The 18,610-nt window shown below is 60.3% G+C and carries 18 protein-coding genes and 3 pseudogenes; 9 read left to right on the top strand and 12 right to left on the bottom strand.

The genetic code is table 11. The features are described 5' to 3' along the window. Positions 1 to 156, bottom strand: a pseudogene (locus tag AC07VG_RS29505) (polyamine ABC transporter ATP-binding protein); the annotation flags it as partial. A gap of 219 nt (positions 157 to 375) precedes the next feature. Further along, positions 376 to 1,137, bottom strand: coding sequence for a gamma-glutamyl-gamma-aminobutyrate hydrolase family protein (locus AC07VG_RS29500; RefSeq protein ID WP_495002739.1), 762 nt, complete (start codon positions 1,135 to 1,137; stop codon positions 376 to 378). Between the two features lie 278 nt (positions 1,138 to 1,415). On the opposite strand from AC07VG_RS29500, the gene AC07VG_RS29495 reads away from it, so the two are divergent. The 4 genes and pseudogenes from AC07VG_RS29495 to AC07VG_RS29480 form a co-directional block, all read left to right on the top strand. After that, positions 1,416 to 2,792, top strand: coding sequence for a glutamine synthetase family protein (locus AC07VG_RS29495; RefSeq protein WP_495002740.1), 1,377 nt, complete (start codon positions 1,416 to 1,418; stop codon positions 2,790 to 2,792). Between the two features lie 38 nt (positions 2,793 to 2,830). Continuing rightward, a pseudogene (locus AC07VG_RS29490) lies at positions 2,831 to 3,497 on the top strand (aldehyde dehydrogenase family protein); the annotation flags it as partial. 53 nt (positions 3,498 to 3,550) lie between these two features. Beyond that, positions 3,551 to 4,834 carry an NAD(P)/FAD-dependent oxidoreductase gene (locus AC07VG_RS29485; RefSeq protein ID WP_495022351.1) on the top strand — a complete coding sequence of 428 codons (1,284 nt, stop codon included), beginning with the start codon at positions 3,551 to 3,553 and terminating at the stop codon, positions 4,832 to 4,834. Between the two features lie 65 nt (positions 4,835 to 4,899). Further along, positions 4,900 to 4,992, top strand: a pseudogene (locus AC07VG_RS29480) (helix-turn-helix domain-containing protein); the annotation flags it as partial. A 17-nt stretch (positions 4,993 to 5,009) separates the two neighbouring features. Here AC07VG_RS29480 and AC07VG_RS29475 read toward each other — a convergent pair. From AC07VG_RS29475 to AC07VG_RS29430, 10 genes are all read right to left on the bottom strand, one after another. After that, entirely contained in the window at positions 5,010 to 5,681 is a 672-nt protein-coding gene (locus tag AC07VG_RS29475) for a class I SAM-dependent methyltransferase (protein WP_495002742.1), read from the bottom strand. A 203-nt stretch (positions 5,682 to 5,884) separates the two neighbouring features. Next, positions 5,885 to 7,348: a GDL motif peptide-associated radical SAM/SPASM maturase gene (locus tag AC07VG_RS29470; protein ID WP_495002743.1), complete on the bottom strand. Its 1,464-nt coding sequence runs from the start codon at positions 7,346 to 7,348 to the stop codon at positions 5,885 to 5,887. Positions 7,349 to 7,485: 137 nt separating this feature from the next. Next, complete coding sequence (locus AC07VG_RS29465; RefSeq protein ID WP_495002744.1) at positions 7,486 to 8,067, bottom strand: DUF1842 domain-containing protein; 582 nt, start codon at positions 8,065 to 8,067, stop codon at positions 7,486 to 7,488. A 52-nt stretch (positions 8,068 to 8,119) separates the two neighbouring features. Next, a complete protein-coding gene (locus AC07VG_RS29460; protein WP_495002745.1) occupies positions 8,120 to 8,752 on the bottom strand; it encodes a DUF1842 domain-containing protein in 633 nt (210 codons plus the stop codon). 33 nt (positions 8,753 to 8,785) lie between these two features. Beyond that, on the bottom strand, positions 8,786 to 8,974 hold the full coding sequence (locus AC07VG_RS29455; protein ID WP_495002746.1) for a DUF1843 domain-containing protein: 189 nt from the start codon (positions 8,972 to 8,974) through the stop codon (positions 8,786 to 8,788). Positions 8,975 to 9,518: 544 nt separating this feature from the next. Further along, positions 9,519 to 10,232 (bottom strand): arsenical resistance protein ArsH, encoded by a 714-nt coding sequence (gene arsH / locus AC07VG_RS29450; RefSeq protein WP_495002747.1) that lies wholly within the window; start codon positions 10,230 to 10,232, stop codon positions 9,519 to 9,521. Then, positions 10,232 to 10,702, bottom strand: coding sequence for an arsenate reductase ArsC (locus tag AC07VG_RS29445; RefSeq protein WP_495022350.1), 471 nt, complete (start codon positions 10,700 to 10,702; stop codon positions 10,232 to 10,234). The genes arsH and AC07VG_RS29445 overlap by 1 nt, the downstream gene beginning before the upstream one ends. A 104-nt stretch (positions 10,703 to 10,806) precedes the next feature. Continuing rightward, the gene (locus AC07VG_RS29440; protein WP_495002749.1) at positions 10,807 to 11,157 is read right to left on the bottom strand and encodes a metalloregulator ArsR/SmtB family transcription factor; all 351 of its coding nucleotides are present in this window, start codon (positions 11,155 to 11,157) and stop codon (positions 10,807 to 10,809) included. A 183-nt stretch (positions 11,158 to 11,340) separates the two neighbouring features. Beyond that, positions 11,341 to 11,718 (bottom strand): cupin domain-containing protein, encoded by a 378-nt coding sequence (locus AC07VG_RS29435; protein ID WP_495022349.1) that lies wholly within the window; start codon positions 11,716 to 11,718, stop codon positions 11,341 to 11,343. Positions 11,719 to 11,743: 25 nt separating this feature from the next. Next, positions 11,744 to 13,780: an oxidoreductase gene (locus AC07VG_RS29430; RefSeq protein ID WP_495002751.1), complete on the bottom strand. Its 2,037-nt coding sequence runs from the start codon at positions 13,778 to 13,780 to the stop codon at positions 11,744 to 11,746. A gap of 135 nt (positions 13,781 to 13,915) precedes the next feature. On the opposite strand from AC07VG_RS29430, the gene AC07VG_RS29425 reads away from it, so the two are divergent. The 5 genes from AC07VG_RS29425 (at position 13,916) to AC07VG_RS29405 (ending at position 18,596) form a co-directional block, all read left to right on the top strand. Next, the gene (locus AC07VG_RS29425) at positions 13,916 to 14,590 is read left to right on the top strand and encodes a TetR/AcrR family transcriptional regulator (RefSeq protein WP_495022348.1); all 675 of its coding nucleotides are present in this window, start codon (positions 13,916 to 13,918) and stop codon (positions 14,588 to 14,590) included. Between the two features lie 15 nt (positions 14,591 to 14,605). Then, positions 14,606 to 15,445 carry a pyrroline-5-carboxylate reductase family protein gene (locus tag AC07VG_RS29420; protein ID WP_495022347.1) on the top strand — a complete coding sequence of 280 codons (840 nt, stop codon included), beginning with the start codon at positions 14,606 to 14,608 and terminating at the stop codon, positions 15,443 to 15,445. 41 nt (positions 15,446 to 15,486) lie between these two features. Next, the gene (locus tag AC07VG_RS29415; RefSeq protein WP_495002754.1) at positions 15,487 to 16,488 is read left to right on the top strand and encodes an ABC transporter substrate-binding protein; all 1,002 of its coding nucleotides are present in this window, start codon (positions 15,487 to 15,489) and stop codon (positions 16,486 to 16,488) included. Positions 16,489 to 16,642: 154 nt separating this feature from the next. After that, a complete protein-coding gene (locus tag AC07VG_RS29410) occupies positions 16,643 to 17,506 on the top strand; it encodes an ABC transporter permease (protein WP_495002862.1) in 864 nt (287 codons plus the stop codon). Then, the gene (locus AC07VG_RS29405) at positions 17,496 to 18,596 is read left to right on the top strand and encodes a quaternary amine ABC transporter ATP-binding protein (protein ID WP_495022346.1); all 1,101 of its coding nucleotides are present in this window, start codon (positions 17,496 to 17,498) and stop codon (positions 18,594 to 18,596) included. The genes AC07VG_RS29410 and AC07VG_RS29405 overlap by 11 nt, the downstream gene beginning before the upstream one ends. The last annotated feature ends 14 nt before the right edge of the window (positions 18,597 to 18,610 follow it).

The raw sequence follows: 18,610 nt of genomic DNA, 5'->3' as shown, positions 1-18,610 counted from the left end.
GGCGAAGATCTCGCCCTTCTTGATTTCCAGGGACACATCGTCCACGGCAATCGTCTCATCGAACTTCTTCGTGACCCTGTCGATTTTGACCAGTACCTGTTTCGGTGCCTGGTGACCTTCAAGAGCCTTCCTATAGATGCTGGAGGCGTTTGCCATGTGAAACTCCCAACAGGTTTCAGTCGCCAGACCAACACGGCCTGACTTAATAGTTGATTGCAAGCCCGCGGCGAGCGGGCTGATTCGGCGCCGCCATCCTGGCTGCCTGGTCGTGCTTGTTGTTATCGCGGCGTGTTGTTGTCGTGAGGGACTGGCGCGCCAAGGCACGCCCGTCCGTTTCACGGGGGCAGTTGAATCGTTGAGTGGTTGTTTCGTCAGTCAGCGCGTATCGCGAAGCGCCGCCCGTTGCCGGCATGCCTGGCCGAACGCCTGGAAAATACTCAGGTAGGGCGGGTTGTTCAGGACCTGCCATTCCGGGTGCCATTGCACGCCGACGGCAAACGCCTGGCTGTGCTCGACGGAGATCGCTTCGATCAAGCCATCCGGAGCGACGGCTTCGGCACGCAGACCGGGAGCCAGCCTGTCGATGCCTTGGCTGTGAATCGAATTGACCTGGAACACCCGAGGCAGATTCAGCGCGTCGAATACGCCGCCTGCTTGCACGTTGACCGCATGAGCCGGTGCGTACTGCATGGCCAGGTCCGGATGATCCGCTTCGCGGTGATCGAGGAAACCCGGGAGTTCGTGGACCTTCTGATGCAGGCTGCCACCGAACGCCACGTTCATTTCCTGAAAGCCGCGGCAGATGCCGAGCACCGGAACGCCCGCGGCAATGGCCGCACGCAATAAAGGAAGGGTCGTGGCATCGCGTGCCGGATCGTGATCCGTACCGGCTGCGCTGGCAGGGCCTTGGTAGTGGAAGGGTTCCACATTCGACGGCGAGCCAGTCAGTAACAAACCGTCCAGATGCGCGAGTAGCTCATCTATTTCGGTCAGTTCAGCCAGAGACGGAATGATCACCGGCAGCCCTTGCGCCGCGCCGCTGACCGCACGCAAGTACTTGTCGCCGCTGACATGGTAGGGGTGCAGGCCAATCTGTTTGACGCACGCAGTAACGCCGATCAATGGCTTGAGTGCCATTTTTATCACCTCGAAGTTTCACACTTGAACGAGCTTTTCCGGAGCTTAGCCTTGTTAATTTTAATTAACAACTCTCGTGTAAAAAATTCTAAACGCTGAGCGTCGGATACTGATGATTTATCTGTGCGTCAGGCCTGATTTGACGCTGAAGTGCCCTGTAATGGCCAAAAAAATAACGATTTAAGGTCGTATGTTCGCTATTGACTTCACTTTGTCTTTCGGATTGACTGGCTTCGTGAAAGGGCGGTGAACATAATAATTAACACAATAGGTGCCTCATGTCGGTCCCCCTGCGTGCCGTTCAGCTCAATGAAGCGAACGCATTCCTTAAGAAATACCCTGAGGTTTTGTACGTCGACCTTCTGATTGCGGATATGAACGGCGTGGTGCGCGGCAAGCGTATCGAGCGCACCAGTCTCCACAAGGTCTACGAAAAAGGCATCAACCTCCCGGCGTCACTGTTTGCCCTGGATATCAATGGTTCGACGGTGGAAAGCACCGGCCTGGGCCTGGATATCGGCGACTCGGACCGAATCTGCTACCCCATCCCCAATACCCTCTGCATCGAGCCTTGGCAGAAGCGCCCGACCGCGCAGCTGTTGATGACCATGCACGAACTTGAAGGCCAGCCGTTCTTCGCTGACCCACGGGAAGTGTTGCGCCAGGTCGTCAGCAAATTCGATGACATGGGCCTGACCATTTGCGCGGCCTTTGAACTCGAGTTCTACCTGATCGACCAGGACAACGTGAACGGCCGTCCGCAATCGCCTCGCTCGCCGGTGTCCGGCAAGCGTCCGATGTCGACCCAGGTCTACCTGATCGATGATCTCGACGAATACGTCGACTGCCTGCAAGACATCCTTGAAGGTGCGAAAGAGCAGGGCATCCCGGCTGATGCGATCGTCAAGGAAAGCGCCCCGGCGCAGTTCGAAGTCAACCTGCATCACGTCTCCGATCCGATCAAGGCCTGCGATTACGCGGTGCTGCTCAAGCGCCTGGTGAAGAACATTGCCTACGACCATGAGATGGACACCACCTTCATGGCCAAGCCCTATCCGGGCCAGGCGGGCAATGGTCTGCACGTGCACATTTCGATTCTCGACAAGCAGGGCAACAACATCTTTGCCAGCGAGGATCCCGAGCAGAACGCCGCACTGCGTCACGCGATCGGCGGTGTGCTCGAGACCCTGCCGGCGCAGATGGCCTTCCTTTGCCCGAACGTCAACTCGTACCGGCGTTTCGGTGCGCAGTTCTATGTACCGAACTCGCCGAGCTGGGGCATCGACAACCGTACCGTGGCGGTGCGTGTGCCAACCGGTTCCGCCGATTCCGTGCGCATCGAACACCGGGTGGCCGGTGCCGATGCCAACCCGTACCTGTTGATGGCTTCCGTTCTGGCCGGTATTCACCACGGTTTGACCAACGAAATCGAACCGGGCCCACCGGTGGAAGGCAACAGCTACGAGCAAAACGAACAGAGCCTGCCGAACAACCTGCGTGATGCCTTGCGCGAGCTGGACGACAGCGCAGTCATGGCCAAATACATCGACCCGCTGTACATCGACGTATTCGTGGCGTGCAAGGAAAGCGAGCTCGCCGAGTTCGAGAACTCTATCTCGGACCTTGAGTACAACTGGTACCTGCACACGGTCTGATGGGCTGACTAGCCGTCATTAACTTGTTTCTCTGCGTCGAGTCACTTCAATGGCAAACACTCGCTCCGGCCGAGCGCAAGCGTATCCTGATTCGTTTCGCCGACCTGATTCTGGCAAACCAGGAAGAACTGGCGCTGCTGGAAACCCTGGACATGGGCAAACCGATCAGCAACGCCATGGCCATCGACATTCCGGCGACCGCCAACGCGATCCGCTGGAGCGCCGAAGCGATCGACAAGATCTACGACGAGGTCGCGGCCACACCGCACGACCAACTGGGCCCTATCACCCGGGAACTCGTTCATCCTCAAACCTTCGGAAAAATCGCCACTGACGGCTATTCGCATCGCTCAGTTGGCGCTGGATGCCGGCATCCCGAAAGGCGTGTTCAACGTCCTGCCGGGCTTCGGTCACCGCGTCGGCAAAGCGCTGGCGTTGCACATGGACGTCGACGTTCTGGCCTTTCATTGGGTCGCTGGTGGAAGCACTGCAAGCCTGGCCGCCGGCGTGTGGACCAGTGACCTGAGCAAGGCCCACACCTTTGCTCGTGGCTTGCGCGCCGGCAGCGTCTGGGTCAACCAGTACGACGGCGGCGACATGACCGCGCCGTTTGGCGGGTTCAAACAGTCGGGTAATGGTCGAGACAAATCGTTGCATGCGTTCAACAAGTACACCGAACTCAAAGCAACCTGGATCAAGCTCTGACACCTTTGCAACGGCGGTCGCACAGCCTGTGCCGGCGGCCATCGGAGAATTTTATGAAACAAACTCATGTAAACAGCTATTACGCCGCGACCCGCAATCACACAGGCGACTTCCCGGTTCTTGAGGAGTTGCTGGAATGTGATGTCTGCGTGATCGGTGCCGGCTACACTGGCCTGTCCTCGGCCCTGTTCCTGGCCGAAGCGGGCTACAGCGTGACCGTGCTCGAAGCCGCCAAAGTCGGTTTTGGTGCCAGCGGTCGCAACGGCGGTCAACTGGTCAACTCCTACAGCCGTGACGTGGATGTCATCGAGGCGCGCTACGGCGACAAGACCGCCGAAGTGCTTGGCAGCATGATTTTCGAAGGTGCTGACATCATCCGTCAGCGCATTCAACACTACGACATCCAGTGTGATTACCGTCCGGGTGGGATTTTTGCCGCGCTGAACAAGAAGCAGCTCAAAGGCCTGGCCGAGCAGAAAAGCAGCTGGGAGCGCTACGGCAACAAGAGCCTGACCATGCTCGACGCGGCCGACATCAAGCGTGAAGTGGGCTGCGACAACTACGTCGGCGGCCTGTTGGACCTGCAGGGTGGGCACATCCACCCGCTGAACCTGGCACTCGGTGAAGCCTCGGCTCTCATCGGCCTGGGCGGCAAGATCTTCGAGCAATCGGCGGCCCTGGACATCACTTACGGCGAGCCGATCAGCGTGCGCACCGGCAAAGGCGTGGTTCGGGCCAAGTACCTGCTGATCGCCGGTAACGCCTACCTGCCTCAAGACCTCGACAGCCGCGTGACCCGCAAAAGCATGCCCTGCGGTTCGCAAATTGTCGTGACCGAGCCACTCTCGGAAAAAGTCGCCCGTAGTCTGATTACCCACAACTATTGTGTCGAAGACTGCAACTATCTGCTCGACTACTACCGCCTGACCGCCGACCACCGCCTGCTGTACGGCGGCGGTGTGGTCTACGGTGCCCGCGAACCGGACGATATCGAGCAGCTGATCAAGCCGAAGATCCTCAAGACCTTCCCGCAATTGAAGGGCGTGAAAATCGACTACCGCTGGACCGGCAATTTCCTGCTGACCATGTCACGCATGCCGCAATTCGGCCGCATCGAGAAAAACGCCTACTACATGCAAGGCTACAGCGGCCACGGTGTCACCTGCTCGCACCTGGCCGGCAAACTGATCTCGGAAGTGATTCGCGGCGACGCTGAACGCTTCGATGCGTTCGCCTCCTTGCCGCACATGCCAATGCTCGGTGGCCGGACCTTCCAGGCACCGCTCACCGCCATGGGCGCCGCGTATTACGCCCTGCGCGACCGTTTTGGAATCTAGCGTCAACCCGGCCGGCGGCCATCCACCCCCCGATCACCCTTAAGTAGTGCTTACATAAGGCTGTCATGGACACCGGCTCACGACTCAAGTTGGTACGCGAAAGCTACAAAATGTCTCAGCGCGAGCTGGCCCGGCGTAGCGGCGTTGCCAATGCCACCCAGACCCGCTGCGTGGCTCACTGGCATTTCTCGGCCACCAACAACAACGACTGCGGCACAGGACTTTGCGGGTGCTGCGGCTCCTGCAGGCGCGCCAGCCGAAAACCGGCCATGTCCAGTGCATTGAGCCAACTGGACAAGGTGCGCAAATACCATGGCATGGGTTGCCATTGCCCTTTGAACCCCTCGAAGGTTTCGTTCCGCCAACCATCCTGATAGTCGCCTGCTGCCGCGGTCCACGGATGCAGCGTCTGAATCACCAGCGCGCCGCCAGGGGCGAGCAGGGTGTTCATGGCGGCGAGCAGCGGGATGATGTCCTGGTGCAGCAGGGCGAAGTTGGCGCAGATCAGCTCGTAGTTGCTGCCGATGTCCACCTTCGCCTCCACCAACGCGGCATAACTGGCCACATGCACCGGCGATGAGCCCGCCGCCCGTGCCGCCTCGACCAGCGTCGCATCGCCGTCCACCCCGACCGCGTCGATGCCTCGTTTTTCCAGCGCGCGCAACAGCCAGCCTTCGCCGCAGCCCAGGTCGAGCACGCGCTCGGGCTGGCGGCCGAGCACCGCCAGCAGGATGGCCTGGTCGGTGACCTGGCGGCGGCTTTCGATGGCGCCGCTGCGGACGGCTTCGATCCAGGATTGCGCGTTGTGGTGCCAGCTTTGCAGGAGGGTGGATTCGGGGGCGGGCATTTTGGTGTCCGGAGTAGGGGGGTGGATGGAAGGATAGGACAAGTGCAGGTGGCGCGGGCTTTGCCGGTGATGCTTTACCCGCGTCCACGCTCAAACAGGCATGGGGACCCTGCCTGTTCGTGCGTGCCGACTGGATCAAGCCGATGATCGCCGCGGCTCGATTGCCGCTGCGCGGCACCCCGGTAAAATGGCTTGCGCAATAGCTACATCAAGGTGCTGGGCGCAATCCCCAAGATGCCCTCCAGGGTATTCATGATGGTTTGTTGCCTGGCGCGGTCTGCCTGGTGTTGCGCTTGCGCAGCAGCAACATCCGCTTGGCAGTGTGGACAGCTCGACTCGTGAGGAAAGATGTATTGCAGGCAGCTACGGCACAGGCTCAGTTGCACGGGAAGACGCCCTTCATCCGGCGATTTCTGCCCTTGATTGGCCCATGCCAGTTTGATCACCTGGCCGCTGTCACTGACGCTGCTGACTTTTTCACCGGTGTCGATGCGCTCGGTAATCAGGTCGAAACGCCCGACCGCGAAGGAGGCCTGCGGGGCGTCCTCGATTTTCACGATTCGCTCGCGCAGCCCTTGTTTTTCCAAGTCCAGCGCACGGTAATGGCAGTAAGGATTGTTGCCTGGCTTGCCCAGCAAGGAGTGTGATGTCCAGGTGCAGCCACCACGACACACATCGTTGTAGTAACAGCTTCGGCAATAGCCCCACAGGTCCTCGACGCCACGCAGGCGCCCGAAGTGCATGCCTTCACTGTAATGCCAGATGTCGTGCAAATTCATGTTGCGCACGTTGCCGCCGGAAAAGCCGACGGTGGCCAGGGAGGGGCAGCCTTTCACCGTGCCATCGGCCTCAAGGGCCAGAACCGTTTGGCCGGCGGCGCAGCCACTCCAATGCACGCGCTCGTCACCAAAGCCGCGCCAGATATGTTCGTAGGGGCCGTAGTAGCCAATGTTGTTGCCCACGTTCATCAGCAGGCCGCGATCGACCCCCTCGCGGTAAAGCCGCGCCAGCAAGGGCATTACCTCAAGCAACTGGCTGGGCTGTAGCAAGAGTTCCGGGTGATCGACGGCATTGCCCATGGCGACCGTGAGCTGGATCTGCCAGTGAGTGGCGCCCAGCTCGATAATGGTGTCCATGAGCGCCGGCAAATCAGGCAATGTGGCCGCGCCGATCTGCGTGTTGACGCTCACGGCGAGCCCGGATTGTTTGGCGCGTCGCAAGGTATCCACGGCCTTGTCGAAGGAGCCCGGCACATTGCGTACCGCGTCATGCAGCGGGGCAAGGCCATCGAGTGAAACGCCGACACCGTTGAGACCGGCCTCGACCGCGGCCTGCATCTTGGCGGGCGTCAGGTTGCGTCCACCTGTTTGTATCGCGCAGTACATGCCGTGATCGTGGATCGCCCGGATCAGTTGCGTCCAATCCTTGCGCAAATAGGCTTCGCCACCGATCAGGGTGATTTCTCGGGTGCCGAGAGCCGCCAGCGAGTCGATCACATCCAGGCATTCCCGGGTGTTCAGTTCATCGGGACGTCGATGGCCCGCGCGTGAGCCGCAGTGCAGGCATTTAAGGTCGCAGGCCAGGGTGATTTCCCAGACCACATGAACCGGTACGTAGCGTTTGAGGTCGGTCTCACTGAGGTAACGAGCAGGGCGGCTGTCTGACATGGAAAATCCTTGTGCGCGGGCACGGGTGCGAGTCCATCGAAGTGTTCGCGCCGTCCCTAGCGTCGATGGCGCGACTGGATTGACCTCTGGTAAATACCCGGGCGAGACCTGAATCAGCCGCGCCCGGGCAAAGCGGCTTAGCGCGCTTCCAAGCGTGCGATTTCGGCGTTCAATTGCTCAAGGGCACTTTGCAGTACGCTGTGCTGAGCCAGTTGCTGATCGCCCTGGTGTACAACGGATTTCAGCTGCGCCAGATTGCCACTGGCTTGTGCTTGCTGCACCGCTACGGCGTAGAGCGGCAATACGTGATGCTGCGCAGGTTCGGGCTGCACGTGTGGGGCCTGGCTGACAGCGGCGTGCCTGACGTAATGCTCTTGGCCCTGGTCGACGTATTGATAGTCGACAAACCCGCTGGCCCAATCCGCGCCGAGGATACCCTTGAGATGAAAGGTTTGCGCGATAGTGCTGAGCGGGCCGCTTGGGCTACCCGCCAAAGTGAGGACAATGTGGTTCTCGACCGAGGCGGTCAGCTTGGCCTCGGAGTAATTGCCCCAGACCCGGGCGCGGAAATTCACCGTTGGGTAGGTACTTGCAAAAACACTGGCAACCCCGGTGACGGTCTTGCGAACCGTATCAACCAGCAGATCGAGGGTGAGTACCGGTGCCCCCAGCAGTGAGTTGTGTGCAATGAGGCGGGTATGAAAAAGTCCAATCGACATGATGCAACTCCCTTGATTGTATGCGGACAGTTCAGTCTGATTGAGCCGCCGGTCAGCGACGTTCCAGCCTGCTGATTTCGCTCTTCGCGGCTTCCAGTGCACGCTGCAACTGGGGTTGCTGCTCCAACTGCTGTTTGGCGAGGCCGGCCAGGTGTTTCATCTGGGCCAGGTCGCCGCTGGCAATGGCGCTCTGAATAGGCGCCGCGTACAGGGGCATGATGGGTGGGTAGGGCAGAATGACCGGGCCAGGGCCCATTGGCGGGAGAACGCTGGATTGCACCGGCTCATTGAGGTGTGCGGGGACGTTGTTGACGTTGACCCAGCGCTGGCCATCAAAGTACTGGTAGCTGGCCACGCCTTCTTTCCAGTCACTGCCCACCACCAGGTGCAACTTGAAGTTCACGGCGGAGTTCGAGCTTGGGCCGCCGTGGTTGCCTTGCGCGGTAATCAGGATTTTGCTGACAGCCGGTGACATGACCGTCATGTAGGTGTATTCACCCCAGACATCCGACTGCAGGTCGAGCGGCGGGTTGATCGCCTGGGTGACGACGGCAGTACCACTGACACTCTGCTCGGGGGTAAAGACCAGCAGATTGAGCGCCAGGCTTTGCGCGCCCGGGGCCGAGGTGCCAATGCGATAGCTGAGTGGGAACAAGCCGACAAATTGCTCAGTAGAACCAGACATAGTTATTGCCTCCATTGCATTGAGAGAAAGGCCCTAAAGCTTCTCTAAACGGGAAACTTCCTTGGCCAGCTTTTCGTACGCGGTTTGCAGGTCTTTCGGTTGCGGCTTCGTGGCGTCACGTTGCTTCAGCAACGCTTTCATCTGCTGCAGATTGCCCTCCTCGATTGCGTCGTGGATGGCGCTCCCGTAAGGCGGGGAGAAGTGAGACGTTGAACGGTTCATAACGATGGATCCTTCCGTGGTGTTGCCAATACCCCCCTTTCGGGAAGGAGGGCACCCTTATGCAAGCTGACCTATCTTCGTGGAGATGCCCTGCCGGTCGACAAGGGGGGGCTTGCAACTGCGTGTGAGCGAAGGCCCCGGCAGTGGGCGACGATTCAATCGCGCCCCTGGGTTGCCTACGCTGACTTTTAGAGGTTGGGGGGGCGGCCGGTCAGCGGGTTGTGACTATCGGTGGCAAGCGGGGGATTGGAAAAAAACGAGCGCATCGGCTGTACGTTGGTCATCTTTCTATCCTTGAGAGAAAACAACGAAACGCAGGGATCACTCGTCACTCAGGGCGAGCGAGTACATAATCGCAGGCACAAACCATCCCTGATTTTCTTGGGTATTGCTGTCGGTAGCGGCGGTCTTTCTGGCGCTCGCGGACTGGCATTTCGCCGGTGACGTAACCCTAGATAGGGTTTGCCAGTCTCGCCAGAAAAAGCGCCGAACGGTCATGTCCGTTTCCCAGTCCTTCGAAATGACCCTGCTTGAGAGCCTTGACTCACTCGCAGAGCGCTTCGGCGCTTTCCTTGCGTTCGGAGTAGCGGTCCACCAGGTACTCTTCCCGGCCTCGCAGCAGCAGCGTGAACTTCATCAACTCCTCCATCACGTCGACAACGCGGTCGTAGTAGGACGACGGCTTCATGCGCCCGGCCTCATCGAATTCCAGGAACGCCTTGGGCACGGAGGATTGGTTGGGAATGGTGACCATGCGCATCCAGCGGCCCAGCACGCGAAGCTGGTTGACCGTGTTGAACGACTGCGAGCCGCCGCACACCTGCATCACCGCCAAGGTCTTGCCTTGTGAGGGCCGCAGCGCTCCCAGCGCCAGGGGAATCCAGTCGATCTGCGCCTTGAACACGGCGGACATCGAGCCATGACGTTCAGGCGAGCACCAGACCTGGCCCTCGGACCACATCACCCGCTCGCGCAGTTCCCGCACCTTGGGATGGTCCGCGAGCGCGTCATCGGGCAGGGGCAGGCCGGACGGATCGAAGATGACCGTTTCGGCGCCCATGAGCGTCAGGATGCGTGCCGCTTCCTCCGTCAGCAAGCGGCTGAAGGAGCGTTCGCGAGTTGATCCATAGAGCAAAAGAATGCGCGGCTTGTGCGCGGGCGGGTGGTACTGGGCGAGTCTCTCATCGGTCGGTACGTCGAACAGTGACAGGTCCAGGTTCGGCGCGTCGCTGGGGTTTTCCTGGGTAAAGTCGTTCATCAGAGCTCACCAATCCGGTCCAGCGCCTGCTTCAACTCCGTAGGGCCGAGCGCTTTGGGATTGAGAGAGAAAAAGGCGCTGAATCGCTGGCGGATGTGCGCAACCGTTGCGTCAAATGCGGCCTGGACCTCTTCATCGGTGCCGCAGACCTCGGACGGATCGGACAGGCCCCAGTGGCTCTTGATGGCGGGGCCGAAGTACACCGGGCAGGGCTCGCCGCCGGCCTTGTCGCACACCGTGATCACCAGGTCCGGCGGATTGTCGGCAAAGCTTTCCGAACCCTTGCTATAGAGTCCCGAGGTGTCCACGCCAAGCCCTTGCAAGGTGCTCACCGCGCGAGGGTTCAAGCGTCCGCTCGGGAAGCTTCCGGAACTGACTGCCGTCATCCCTTCAGGCGCCATCAGGTTGAACAGGCCTTCGCTGAGCACGCTGCGGCAGCTATTGGCGGTACACATGAACAGAACTTTCATTATTTGCTCCTGGGCTTGGATGCTCAGCCGCGGGGCCTGGGTGGCCAGGGTCATGAGCGGGGTGAGGCGTGTGGGAGGGCGGCCAACCTTTGATTGTCTCGGGATCAGCAGCAAGCGGCCTGGCGAACAGGGCGGTCTTCCATGGAAGCAAGGCGGTCAGTGCCCCGGTCGACCCAGGCTTGGTTGGCCTTGAGGGTCACCTGGAGAATGTCCCCGACCCACTCCGCCAGCTGCGGGTGCAGGCGGTAATAGATCCATTGCCCTTGGCGGCGATCTTCCAGCAGTCCGCAGGTGCGTAGCTGTGCAAGATGGCGAGAAATTTTCGACTGGCTATCGTCCAGCGCCCAGATGAGTTCACAGACGCAAAGCTCTCCCTGTTCGCAGAGCATCAGCATGATTCGAGCGCGGGTCTCGTCACCAAGGCACTTGAAGACAGTGGCGGGGGAAAGGCTCATGGCGCTGCCTCACAAAACATATGAATATTCGTATATTCGAATATACATATTTATCTGGCCTGGCGATAGTGCGGTGCGGATGGCTTTGATCCAGGATTGGGCGTTGTGGTGTCAGCTCTGTAGGCGCGCGCGCAGCCCCCGGGGCAACGGACTTGGGCGGGATGCCTCGTCTGCGGCCTCTATTCACCGGCGGGTATAAATCAACAGCAAAATAGCCCCCTGTACCGAGCCCGCACTGTGTGCCGCATCCGGCGCACGGCAACAGTAGTCGCCGACATTCAGGGTTCGATCCTGATCAAAGAATGAGCCTTGTAGTACGAATAACTGCTCCAGCTCCCCGGCATGGGTGTGGCTGGCGACCTGGGCGCCGGGATCGACCTTCATCAACAGGGTCTTTTCACCGCGCTCGGGGTCCTCGAACAGCGGCTTGATCCAAAACCCTGCAGCCGCCGTTGGCAGCCATTCATCAGTGGAAGACGAATGATAAAGCGAGCCCCTGACCGGGCCTTGAATGCCGTTCTTGGCGCTGATTTCCCAGGATGGGGCTTCATTGTCTGGCATGTTCTTCACCTGGGAGCGGGTTGGCTTACAAGTCCTTGACCAGTCGCAAGGCATCGTAGATCGCGGCGTGGGTGTTGCGCGCCGCCACCGCATCGCCGATGCGGAACAGCTGGAAGCGACCGTCCGGGTTGGTCACGAGCTGTTGCGGGTGTCCGACGATCAGGTCCTGCTGCTCAACCACGCCACCGTTGCTGGACGCCGTTTTCAGCTCGAAATACAGTTCGTCCAGCGGTCGGGTGCCGTGGTTGACCACCACCTGATCGACGCGCCGGACCTTGCGCGCACTGCCATAGTCGCTGTCGATGGTCGCCAGCAGCTCGGTGCCCTCGCGCTCGACCGCGAGCAGGCGGAAGGTGACGGTGAAGGTGGTATCCAGCGCTTGCAGCGAGCGCATGTAGGGCACCAGGTTCATCGCCATGACTTCCGGGGCGAAGGTTCGGTCCGGCGTCATGATTTCGATTTTCGCGCCACTTTTGGCAATGAACTCGGCGGCTTGCAGGCCGGCATGATCACCGGCATCGTCGAACAGCAGGACATTGCGCCCTGGCTTCACATCCCCGGAAATAATGTCCCAGGCCGAGACCACCAGCTCATTGCCGGCCGAGAGAATCTCGGTGTGGGGCAGGCCGCCGGTGGCGATGATCACCACGTCCGGGTTTTCGTCGTGCACGGTGCTGGCTTCGGCCCAGGTATTGAAGCGAAAGCTTACGCCGCGCGCCAGGCACTGGGCCATGCGCCACTCGACGATGCTGATCATTTCCCGTCGCCGTTCCGATTGCGCGGTGAGTCGAACCTGCCCACCGGCCTGGTTGGCGGCTTCGAACACCACAACCTCATGACCTCGTTCCGCGGCCACGCGCGCCGCTTCCAGTCCGGCGACCCCGGCGCCGACAATCACGATCTTGCGCTGGCGCGACGCCTTGGGGATGTCATGGGGCATGCTGGTTTCGCGGCCGGTGGCCGGGTTGTGGATGCAGTAGGCGGCTCCGCCCTGGTAGATCCGGTCCAGGCAATAGTTGGCACCGACGCAGGGGCGGATATCCTCTTCGCGACCCTCGATGATCTTGCGCACGATATGCGGATCGGTCATGTGCGCGCGGGTCATGCCGACCATGTCGATCTTACCCGAGGCGATGGCGTAGCGGGCGGTGGCCACGTCCGGGATCTTCGCCGCATGAAACGTGGGGAAGTCGGTGGCGGCGCGAATCTCTCCGGCGAAATCCAGGTGCGGTGAGTTGCGCATGCCCTGGATCGGAATCAGGTCGGTCAAGCCGGCGTCGGTGTCGATATGCCCGCGCACGACGTTGAGAAAGTCCACCATGCCGCTGTCTTTCAGGCGCCTGGAGATGTCCAGGCCATCGGCTCGGGTCAGGCCCCCGGGCAGTTGCTCGTCGCCGGTATAGCGCACGCCGACGATAAACGCCTGGCCGACGCGCTGGCGGATGGCACGCAGAATATCGAAGGTAAAGCGCAGCCGATTGTCGATGGAACCACCATAGGGCGCATCGAGGTCGTTGGTCAGCGGTGACCAGAACTGATCCATCAGATGCCCGTAGGCTTGCAGCTCGATGCCATCCAGACCGGCGGCCTGCATCCGCTCGGCGGCGTCGGCATAGTCCTTGATGATGCGTTCCACATCCCAGTCTTCCATTTTCTTCGGGAAGGAGCGATGCGAGGCTTCGCGTTCGAACGACGGTGACACCACGGGCAGCCAGTCGCCCTTGTCCCAGCGCGTGCGTCGGCCCAGGTGCGTCAACTGGATCATGACCGCGGCGCCATGCTCGTGGCAGGCATCGGCCAGCTCGCGCATCCAGCCGACCACCTCATCCTTGTAGGCGAGGATGTTGTTGAACACCGGCGGGCTGTCACGGGAAACCGCGGCCGACCCCGCGGTCATGGTCAGGGCCACGCCGGCCTTCGCCCGCTCCACGTGATAGGCGCGATACAGCTCCTTGGGCATGCCGTCCACCGGATAGGCCGGTTCGTGCGCGGTGGTCATGATGCGGTTACGCAGAGTCAGGTGCTTCAACTGATAGGGCTGGAGGAGCGGATCATTCAGCATCGTCAAGACTCTCCGGAACAGGGCAGGGACCTAGGTTGAAATTACGGTAGGGCGAAATGTACACCTGTGTCAACAAGCTGGACATAGGTGTACATTTTGCTTGCGCAGTGTCGGGTGAGCGATTAGGATCGAGCCATGAACGAACAATCCAAAGCAGTAGAAAGCGGTTGGAGAGGGTCCCTGGAAGGGTGGCTCGATGCCGCGTATGAAAGCCTGACCGAGTGTGGTGTCGACACGGTACGGGTGATGCCGCTGGCGAAGAAGCTGGGGCTGTCGCGCACCAGTTTCTACTGGTTTTTCAAGGATCGCGAAGAGCTGCTCGGCGCCTTGATCGAGCGTTGGCGGGTGAAGAACACCGGCAACCTGGTTGCCCAGACCGAGTGTTATGCCGAGAGCATTGCCGAGGCGATGCTCAACGTTTTTGACTGTTGGCTGAACCCCGAGCTGTTCGATTCACAGTTTGAATTCGCCATGCGCAGCTGGGCCTTGCAGTCCGCTGAAGTGGCCGAACATATCCGGGTCGCCGACATCGCCCGACGTGAAGCCTTGATCCGGATGTTCATGGGTTTCGGCTATGACTTCGACGCCGCCGATGTGCGGGCGCGAACGATCTACCTGACACAGATCGGCTACATCAGCACCAACACCCGGGAGGACATCGGCGAGCGGATGCGGCGGATTCCCGAGTACGTGAAGATATTCACTGGCCAGGAACCGTTGGAGCGTGAATTGAAACGTTTCTACGCCCGCCATGGCTATGTCACGGATGACGCGTCACCCCAACCCGCAATGACCGCGACTTCTGACTGACGACGGCAGGTTCATATGTTCGAAGCACCCACGATAGGCATTATCGGTGGATCGGGATGGCTTGGCCGCTCGATCGCCCTGGCGATGCTCGACCAGGCATTTATCCAGCCCGATGCGTTGGTGCTTTCGAGCCGTAGCGGCCGCAACCCGTTACCGAGTGGCAAGTGGTCGCAGGTGACGCTGACACGCGACAACCAGGCCCTGGTGGAGCGTTGTGAGGTGGTCATCCTCGCCGTACGCCCCGAGCAGTTTACCGAGGTGGAGATTTTCGCTGAAAACCGCCTGGTGATTTCCTTGATGGCCGGTGTGCCCATGGCTGAGGTGATGGCGCTGACCGGCAGCCGCCAGGTGATCCGCGCCATGGCCAATGCCGCCGCGGAAATCGGCAAGTCCTATACGCCCTGGTTGGCCGCGCAAGCGGTCAGCGACCCGCAGAAAGCCTTTGCCCAGCGGCTGTTCGAAACTGTCGGCGGTGCCGACCAGGTCTTCAGTGAAGGTCATCTGAACTACCTGACGGCGCTGGTGGGGACCGGGCCGGCGTACCCGGCGTTGCTGGCGCGCAGCCTGCTCGAACATGCCTTGGGCATTGGTTTGCCTGCCGCCATTGCCCAGCGTGCGGTGAACGCGGTGGTGGTGGATGCCAGTCAATTGATCGGCAACGGCCACCGCGTCGATGAACTCTTGCAGACACTCATCAGTTACCGCGGCGTCACCGCCGCGGGCCTTGAGGCCATGATTGCCGGCGGCTTCGATAAAACAATAAAAGCAGGTCTGGATTCGGCGGCCTCGGTCGCCAACGCCATGGGTCCATTTGTCCATTCTGCTGACACCCAAGAAGGTCCGATGACGCGGTAGTTGGCCCTTCCTAACTCTGGCCGCAATCGAGGTTAGCGTTTATGAATATAAAGTCTTTCTCGAAGACGGGACTTGCCCTGGGGATCGTCGCCTTCAGTGGCTGGGCGGCAGCGGCGGAATGTGGCGATGTGACCATCGCCAACATGAACTGGCAATCGGCCGAGGTGATGGCCAACGTCGACAAGTTGATCCTTAACGCCGGCTACGGTTGCAATGCCAGCCTGGTCACCGGGGATACGGTGCCGACCATCACCTCGATGGCGGAAAAAAGCCGGCCCGACATCGCCCCGGAAGGCTGGATCGACCTGGTGCCCGAGGTCGTCAGGACGGGCATTCAGAGCGGTAACCTGATTCAGGCGGCGAACTCCTTGTCCGATGGCGGCTCGCAGGGCTGGTGGATTCCGAAATACATCGCCGACGCCCATCCGGACCTCAAGAGTTTCGATGATGTGAAAAAACATCCTGAACTGTTTCCGGCCCCCGGCGACGCAAAAAAAGGCGCGATTTACAACGGTCCGCAAGGCTGGGGTGGTACGGTGGTCACTAGCCAGTTCTATAAGGCCTACGGCTTCGAGAAGGCCGGTTTTGTGCTGGTGGATACCGGCTCGGCGGCGGCGCTGGACGGCTCCATCGCCAAAGCCTACGAACGCAAGGCGCCCTGGCTGGGCTTCTACTGGGCACCCACCGCCTTGCTGGGCAAGTACCCTATGGTGAAACTGGACAATGGCCATGCGGTCGATCCGGTGGAATGGAAGCGCTGCAACACGGTTGCCGACTGCCCGGATCCGAAACCCAACGGCTGGCCAATCGATCGGGTCTATACCTTGACCACCAAGTCCTTCGCCGCGCGTTCGCCCACCGTCATGGCCTACCTGAACAAGCGCGCCTGGTCCAATACCACGGTGAACAAGCTGATCGCCTGGATGACCGATAACCAGGCCACCGGCGAGGAGGGCGCCAAGTACTTCCTGAAAAACAACGAAGCGCTGTGGAGTCAGTGGGTCAGCCCTGAAGCGTCGAGCAAGATCAAGGCCGCGCTGTAATCTCATGGGTCAATGCAGTCCGTTGTGACGGGCTGCATTGACCCTTTGGCGGCGACAACAATAAAAACACCCATGTATTGAAATGACCTGCCAGCGTTCTTACGGTCTTCTACGAAAGGGGAATGTCATGGAGTGGTTGCTCAGCTTTCCACATATGGATGATGAAAGACTCCGGGCCTTGAAAAAGGTCATTGACGGGGCCTTTCGCCATTTCACCAGTACCTACGGCGATGGCTTTGAGGCTTTTTTCCAGCCGTTGCAACTGTTCCTCAATCAGTCCGAACGGTTTATGACCACGACACCGTGGCCGCTGATCATTGTCCTGGTGGCGCTGATTGCCTGGTTCGCCAGTCGCAGTTGGCGAATCGTCCTGGGTTGCGTGTTCACGCTGTTGGCAATCGGCTATCTGGACATGTGGACCGACACGATGAAAACCCTGTCGATGATCTTCGTCTGCACCGTGATATCCATCGTTATCGGCTTGCCCATGGGCATTGCCATGGCTCGCTCCAATCGTCTGCGCGACCTGGTCAGCCCGGTGCTGGACGTGATGCAGACCTTGCCCAGTTTCGTCTATCTGATTCCGGTGGTGATGTTGCTGGGCATCGGCAAGGTCGCCGGGCTGATTGCGGTAGTGGTCTATGCCTTGCCGCCGATGATCCGCCTGACCAATCTCGGCATCCGCCACGTCGATGCCGAGATGCTGGAGTGCGCCGACGCCTTTGGTTCGTCCAGCTGGCAGAAGCTGAAAAATGTCCAGCTGCCGCTGGCATTGCCATCGATCATGGCCGGGATCAACCAGACCATCATGATGGCCCTGGCCATGGTGGTCATTGCCTCGATGATCGGGGTCGAGGGGCTCGGACAACCGGTGCTCAAGGCCATTTCCAACCAGTACTTCACCCTGGGCATGTTCAACGGCCTGGCGATTGTCGGCATTGCGGTGATCTTCGACCGGGTCAGCCAGGCCTACGGCAGAAGACTGCAAAAGCACCTGGAGCGGGTCCATGGCCACTAATCCGAGCGATGATTTCGGCATCGAAATCAAACATCTCTACAAGATCTTCGGTTACCAGGCGCAGGCCAGCATCGAACGGGTCAAGCAGGGCATGAGCAAGGCTGAGCTGTTGAGCCGGCACAGCCATGTGCTGGGCCTGAAGGACATCAATATCAGCATGCCGTCTGGCGGCATCCAGGTGATCATGGGGCTGTCCGGGTCGGGCAAATCGACCTTGATCCGCCATATCAACCGCTTGATCGAACCGACGGCCGGCGAAGTCATGGTCGGTGGCGTGGATGTGCTGAAGATGAGCCCCCACGAATTGCGGGAATTTCGCCGGCACAGCATCTCGATGGTGTTCCAGAAGTTCGCGCTGCTGCCGAACCGCACCGTGCTCGAGAATGCCGTCTATGGCTTGGAGATCCAGGGCATGGCCCGTGGCCGGCAAGTGGAGATCGCCATGGGCTGGCTGGAGCGGGTCGGCCTCAAGGGCTACGAACGGCACTACCCGAATCAGCTGTCCGGTGGCATGCAACAGCGTGTCGGCCTGGCCCGGGCATTGGCTAGCGACGCACCGATCCTGTTGATGGATGAGGCGTTCTCGGCCCTGGATCCGCTGATCCGTATGGACATGCAATCGGTGCTGCTGGACCTGCAGAAAGAGATCAGGAAGACCATCGTCTTCATTACCCATGACCTGGATGAGGCGCTGCGCATTGGTGATCGCATCGCGATCCTGCGGGACGGTGAGGTGGTGCAACAAGGCACCCGCCAGGAGATCGTCATGAGCCCCGCCGACGATTACATCGCCAACTTCGTCAAGGAAGTGAATCGCGGCCGGGTGATCAGCGTCGAGGCCATCATGCGCCCGTTTGTGTCGGTGAAGGCCGGCGCAACGCTGACGGTGCCGCTGGGGACCTCACTCGAATCGGCGGTAAAACGACTGGTTGAAGCGGGACTCGATGAGCTGGTGGTGACGGACAGTCAGGGCCAGCCCGTGGGGCAACTGGCGCTCAAGTCGATTATTGCGATGATGGTCACCTCGACCGTGAGCGAAGCGTCGCCAGCGGTTCAGTCAAGAAGCGTGGCGCAGGCGCTGCTGCGCTGAACGGTGGCAGCACC

The organism is Pseudomonas sp. GW821-FHT03C07 (assembly GCF_059420925.1).
Note: the sequence above shows the minus strand (reverse complement) of the source record. Positions and strands in the feature narration are given on the sequence as shown.

What these genes read in the sequence shown, in the direction of transcription:
- AC07VG_RS29500 (WP_495002739.1), bottom strand. Translation starts at nt 1,137, where the DNA reads ATGGCACTCAAGCCATTGATCGGCGTTACTGCGTGCGTCAAACAGATT.
- AC07VG_RS29495 (WP_495002740.1), top strand. Translation starts at nt 1,416, where the DNA reads ATGTCGGTCCCCCTGCGTGCCGTTCAGCTCAATGAAGCGAACGCATTC.
- AC07VG_RS29485 (WP_495022351.1), top strand. Translation starts at nt 3,551, where the DNA reads ATGAAACAAACTCATGTAAACAGCTATTACGCCGCGACCCGCAATCAC.
- AC07VG_RS29475 (WP_495002742.1), bottom strand. Translation starts at nt 5,681, where the DNA reads ATGCCCGCCCCCGAATCCACCCTCCTGCAAAGCTGGCACCACAACGCG.
- AC07VG_RS29470 (WP_495002743.1), bottom strand. Translation starts at nt 7,348, where the DNA reads ATGTCAGACAGCCGCCCTGCTCGTTACCTCAGTGAGACCGACCTCAAA.
- AC07VG_RS29465 (WP_495002744.1), bottom strand. Translation starts at nt 8,067, where the DNA reads ATGTCGATTGGACTTTTTCATACCCGCCTCATTGCACACAACTCACTG.
- AC07VG_RS29460 (WP_495002745.1), bottom strand. Translation starts at nt 8,752, where the DNA reads ATGTCTGGTTCTACTGAGCAATTTGTCGGCTTGTTCCCACTCAGCTAT.
- AC07VG_RS29455 (WP_495002746.1), bottom strand. Translation starts at nt 8,974, where the DNA reads ATGAACCGTTCAACGTCTCACTTCTCCCCGCCTTACGGGAGCGCCATC.
- arsH (WP_495002747.1), bottom strand. Translation starts at nt 10,232, where the DNA reads ATGAACGACTTTACCCAGGAAAACCCCAGCGACGCGCCGAACCTGGAC.
- AC07VG_RS29445 (WP_495022350.1), bottom strand. Translation starts at nt 10,702, where the DNA reads ATGAAAGTTCTGTTCATGTGTACCGCCAATAGCTGCCGCAGCGTGCTC.
- AC07VG_RS29440 (WP_495002749.1), bottom strand. Translation starts at nt 11,157, where the DNA reads ATGAGCCTTTCCCCCGCCACTGTCTTCAAGTGCCTTGGTGACGAGACC.
- AC07VG_RS29435 (WP_495022349.1), bottom strand. Translation starts at nt 11,718, where the DNA reads ATGCCAGACAATGAAGCCCCATCCTGGGAAATCAGCGCCAAGAACGGC.
- AC07VG_RS29430 (WP_495002751.1), bottom strand. Translation starts at nt 13,780, where the DNA reads ATGCTGAATGATCCGCTCCTCCAGCCCTATCAGTTGAAGCACCTGACT.
- AC07VG_RS29425 (WP_495022348.1), top strand. Translation starts at nt 13,916, where the DNA reads ATGAACGAACAATCCAAAGCAGTAGAAAGCGGTTGGAGAGGGTCCCTG.
- AC07VG_RS29420 (WP_495022347.1), top strand. Translation starts at nt 14,606, where the DNA reads ATGTTCGAAGCACCCACGATAGGCATTATCGGTGGATCGGGATGGCTT.
- AC07VG_RS29415 (WP_495002754.1), top strand. Translation starts at nt 15,487, where the DNA reads ATGAATATAAAGTCTTTCTCGAAGACGGGACTTGCCCTGGGGATCGTC.
- AC07VG_RS29410 (WP_495002862.1), top strand. Translation starts at nt 16,643, where the DNA reads ATGGATGATGAAAGACTCCGGGCCTTGAAAAAGGTCATTGACGGGGCC.
- AC07VG_RS29405 (WP_495022346.1), top strand. Translation starts at nt 17,496, where the DNA reads ATGGCCACTAATCCGAGCGATGATTTCGGCATCGAAATCAAACATCTC.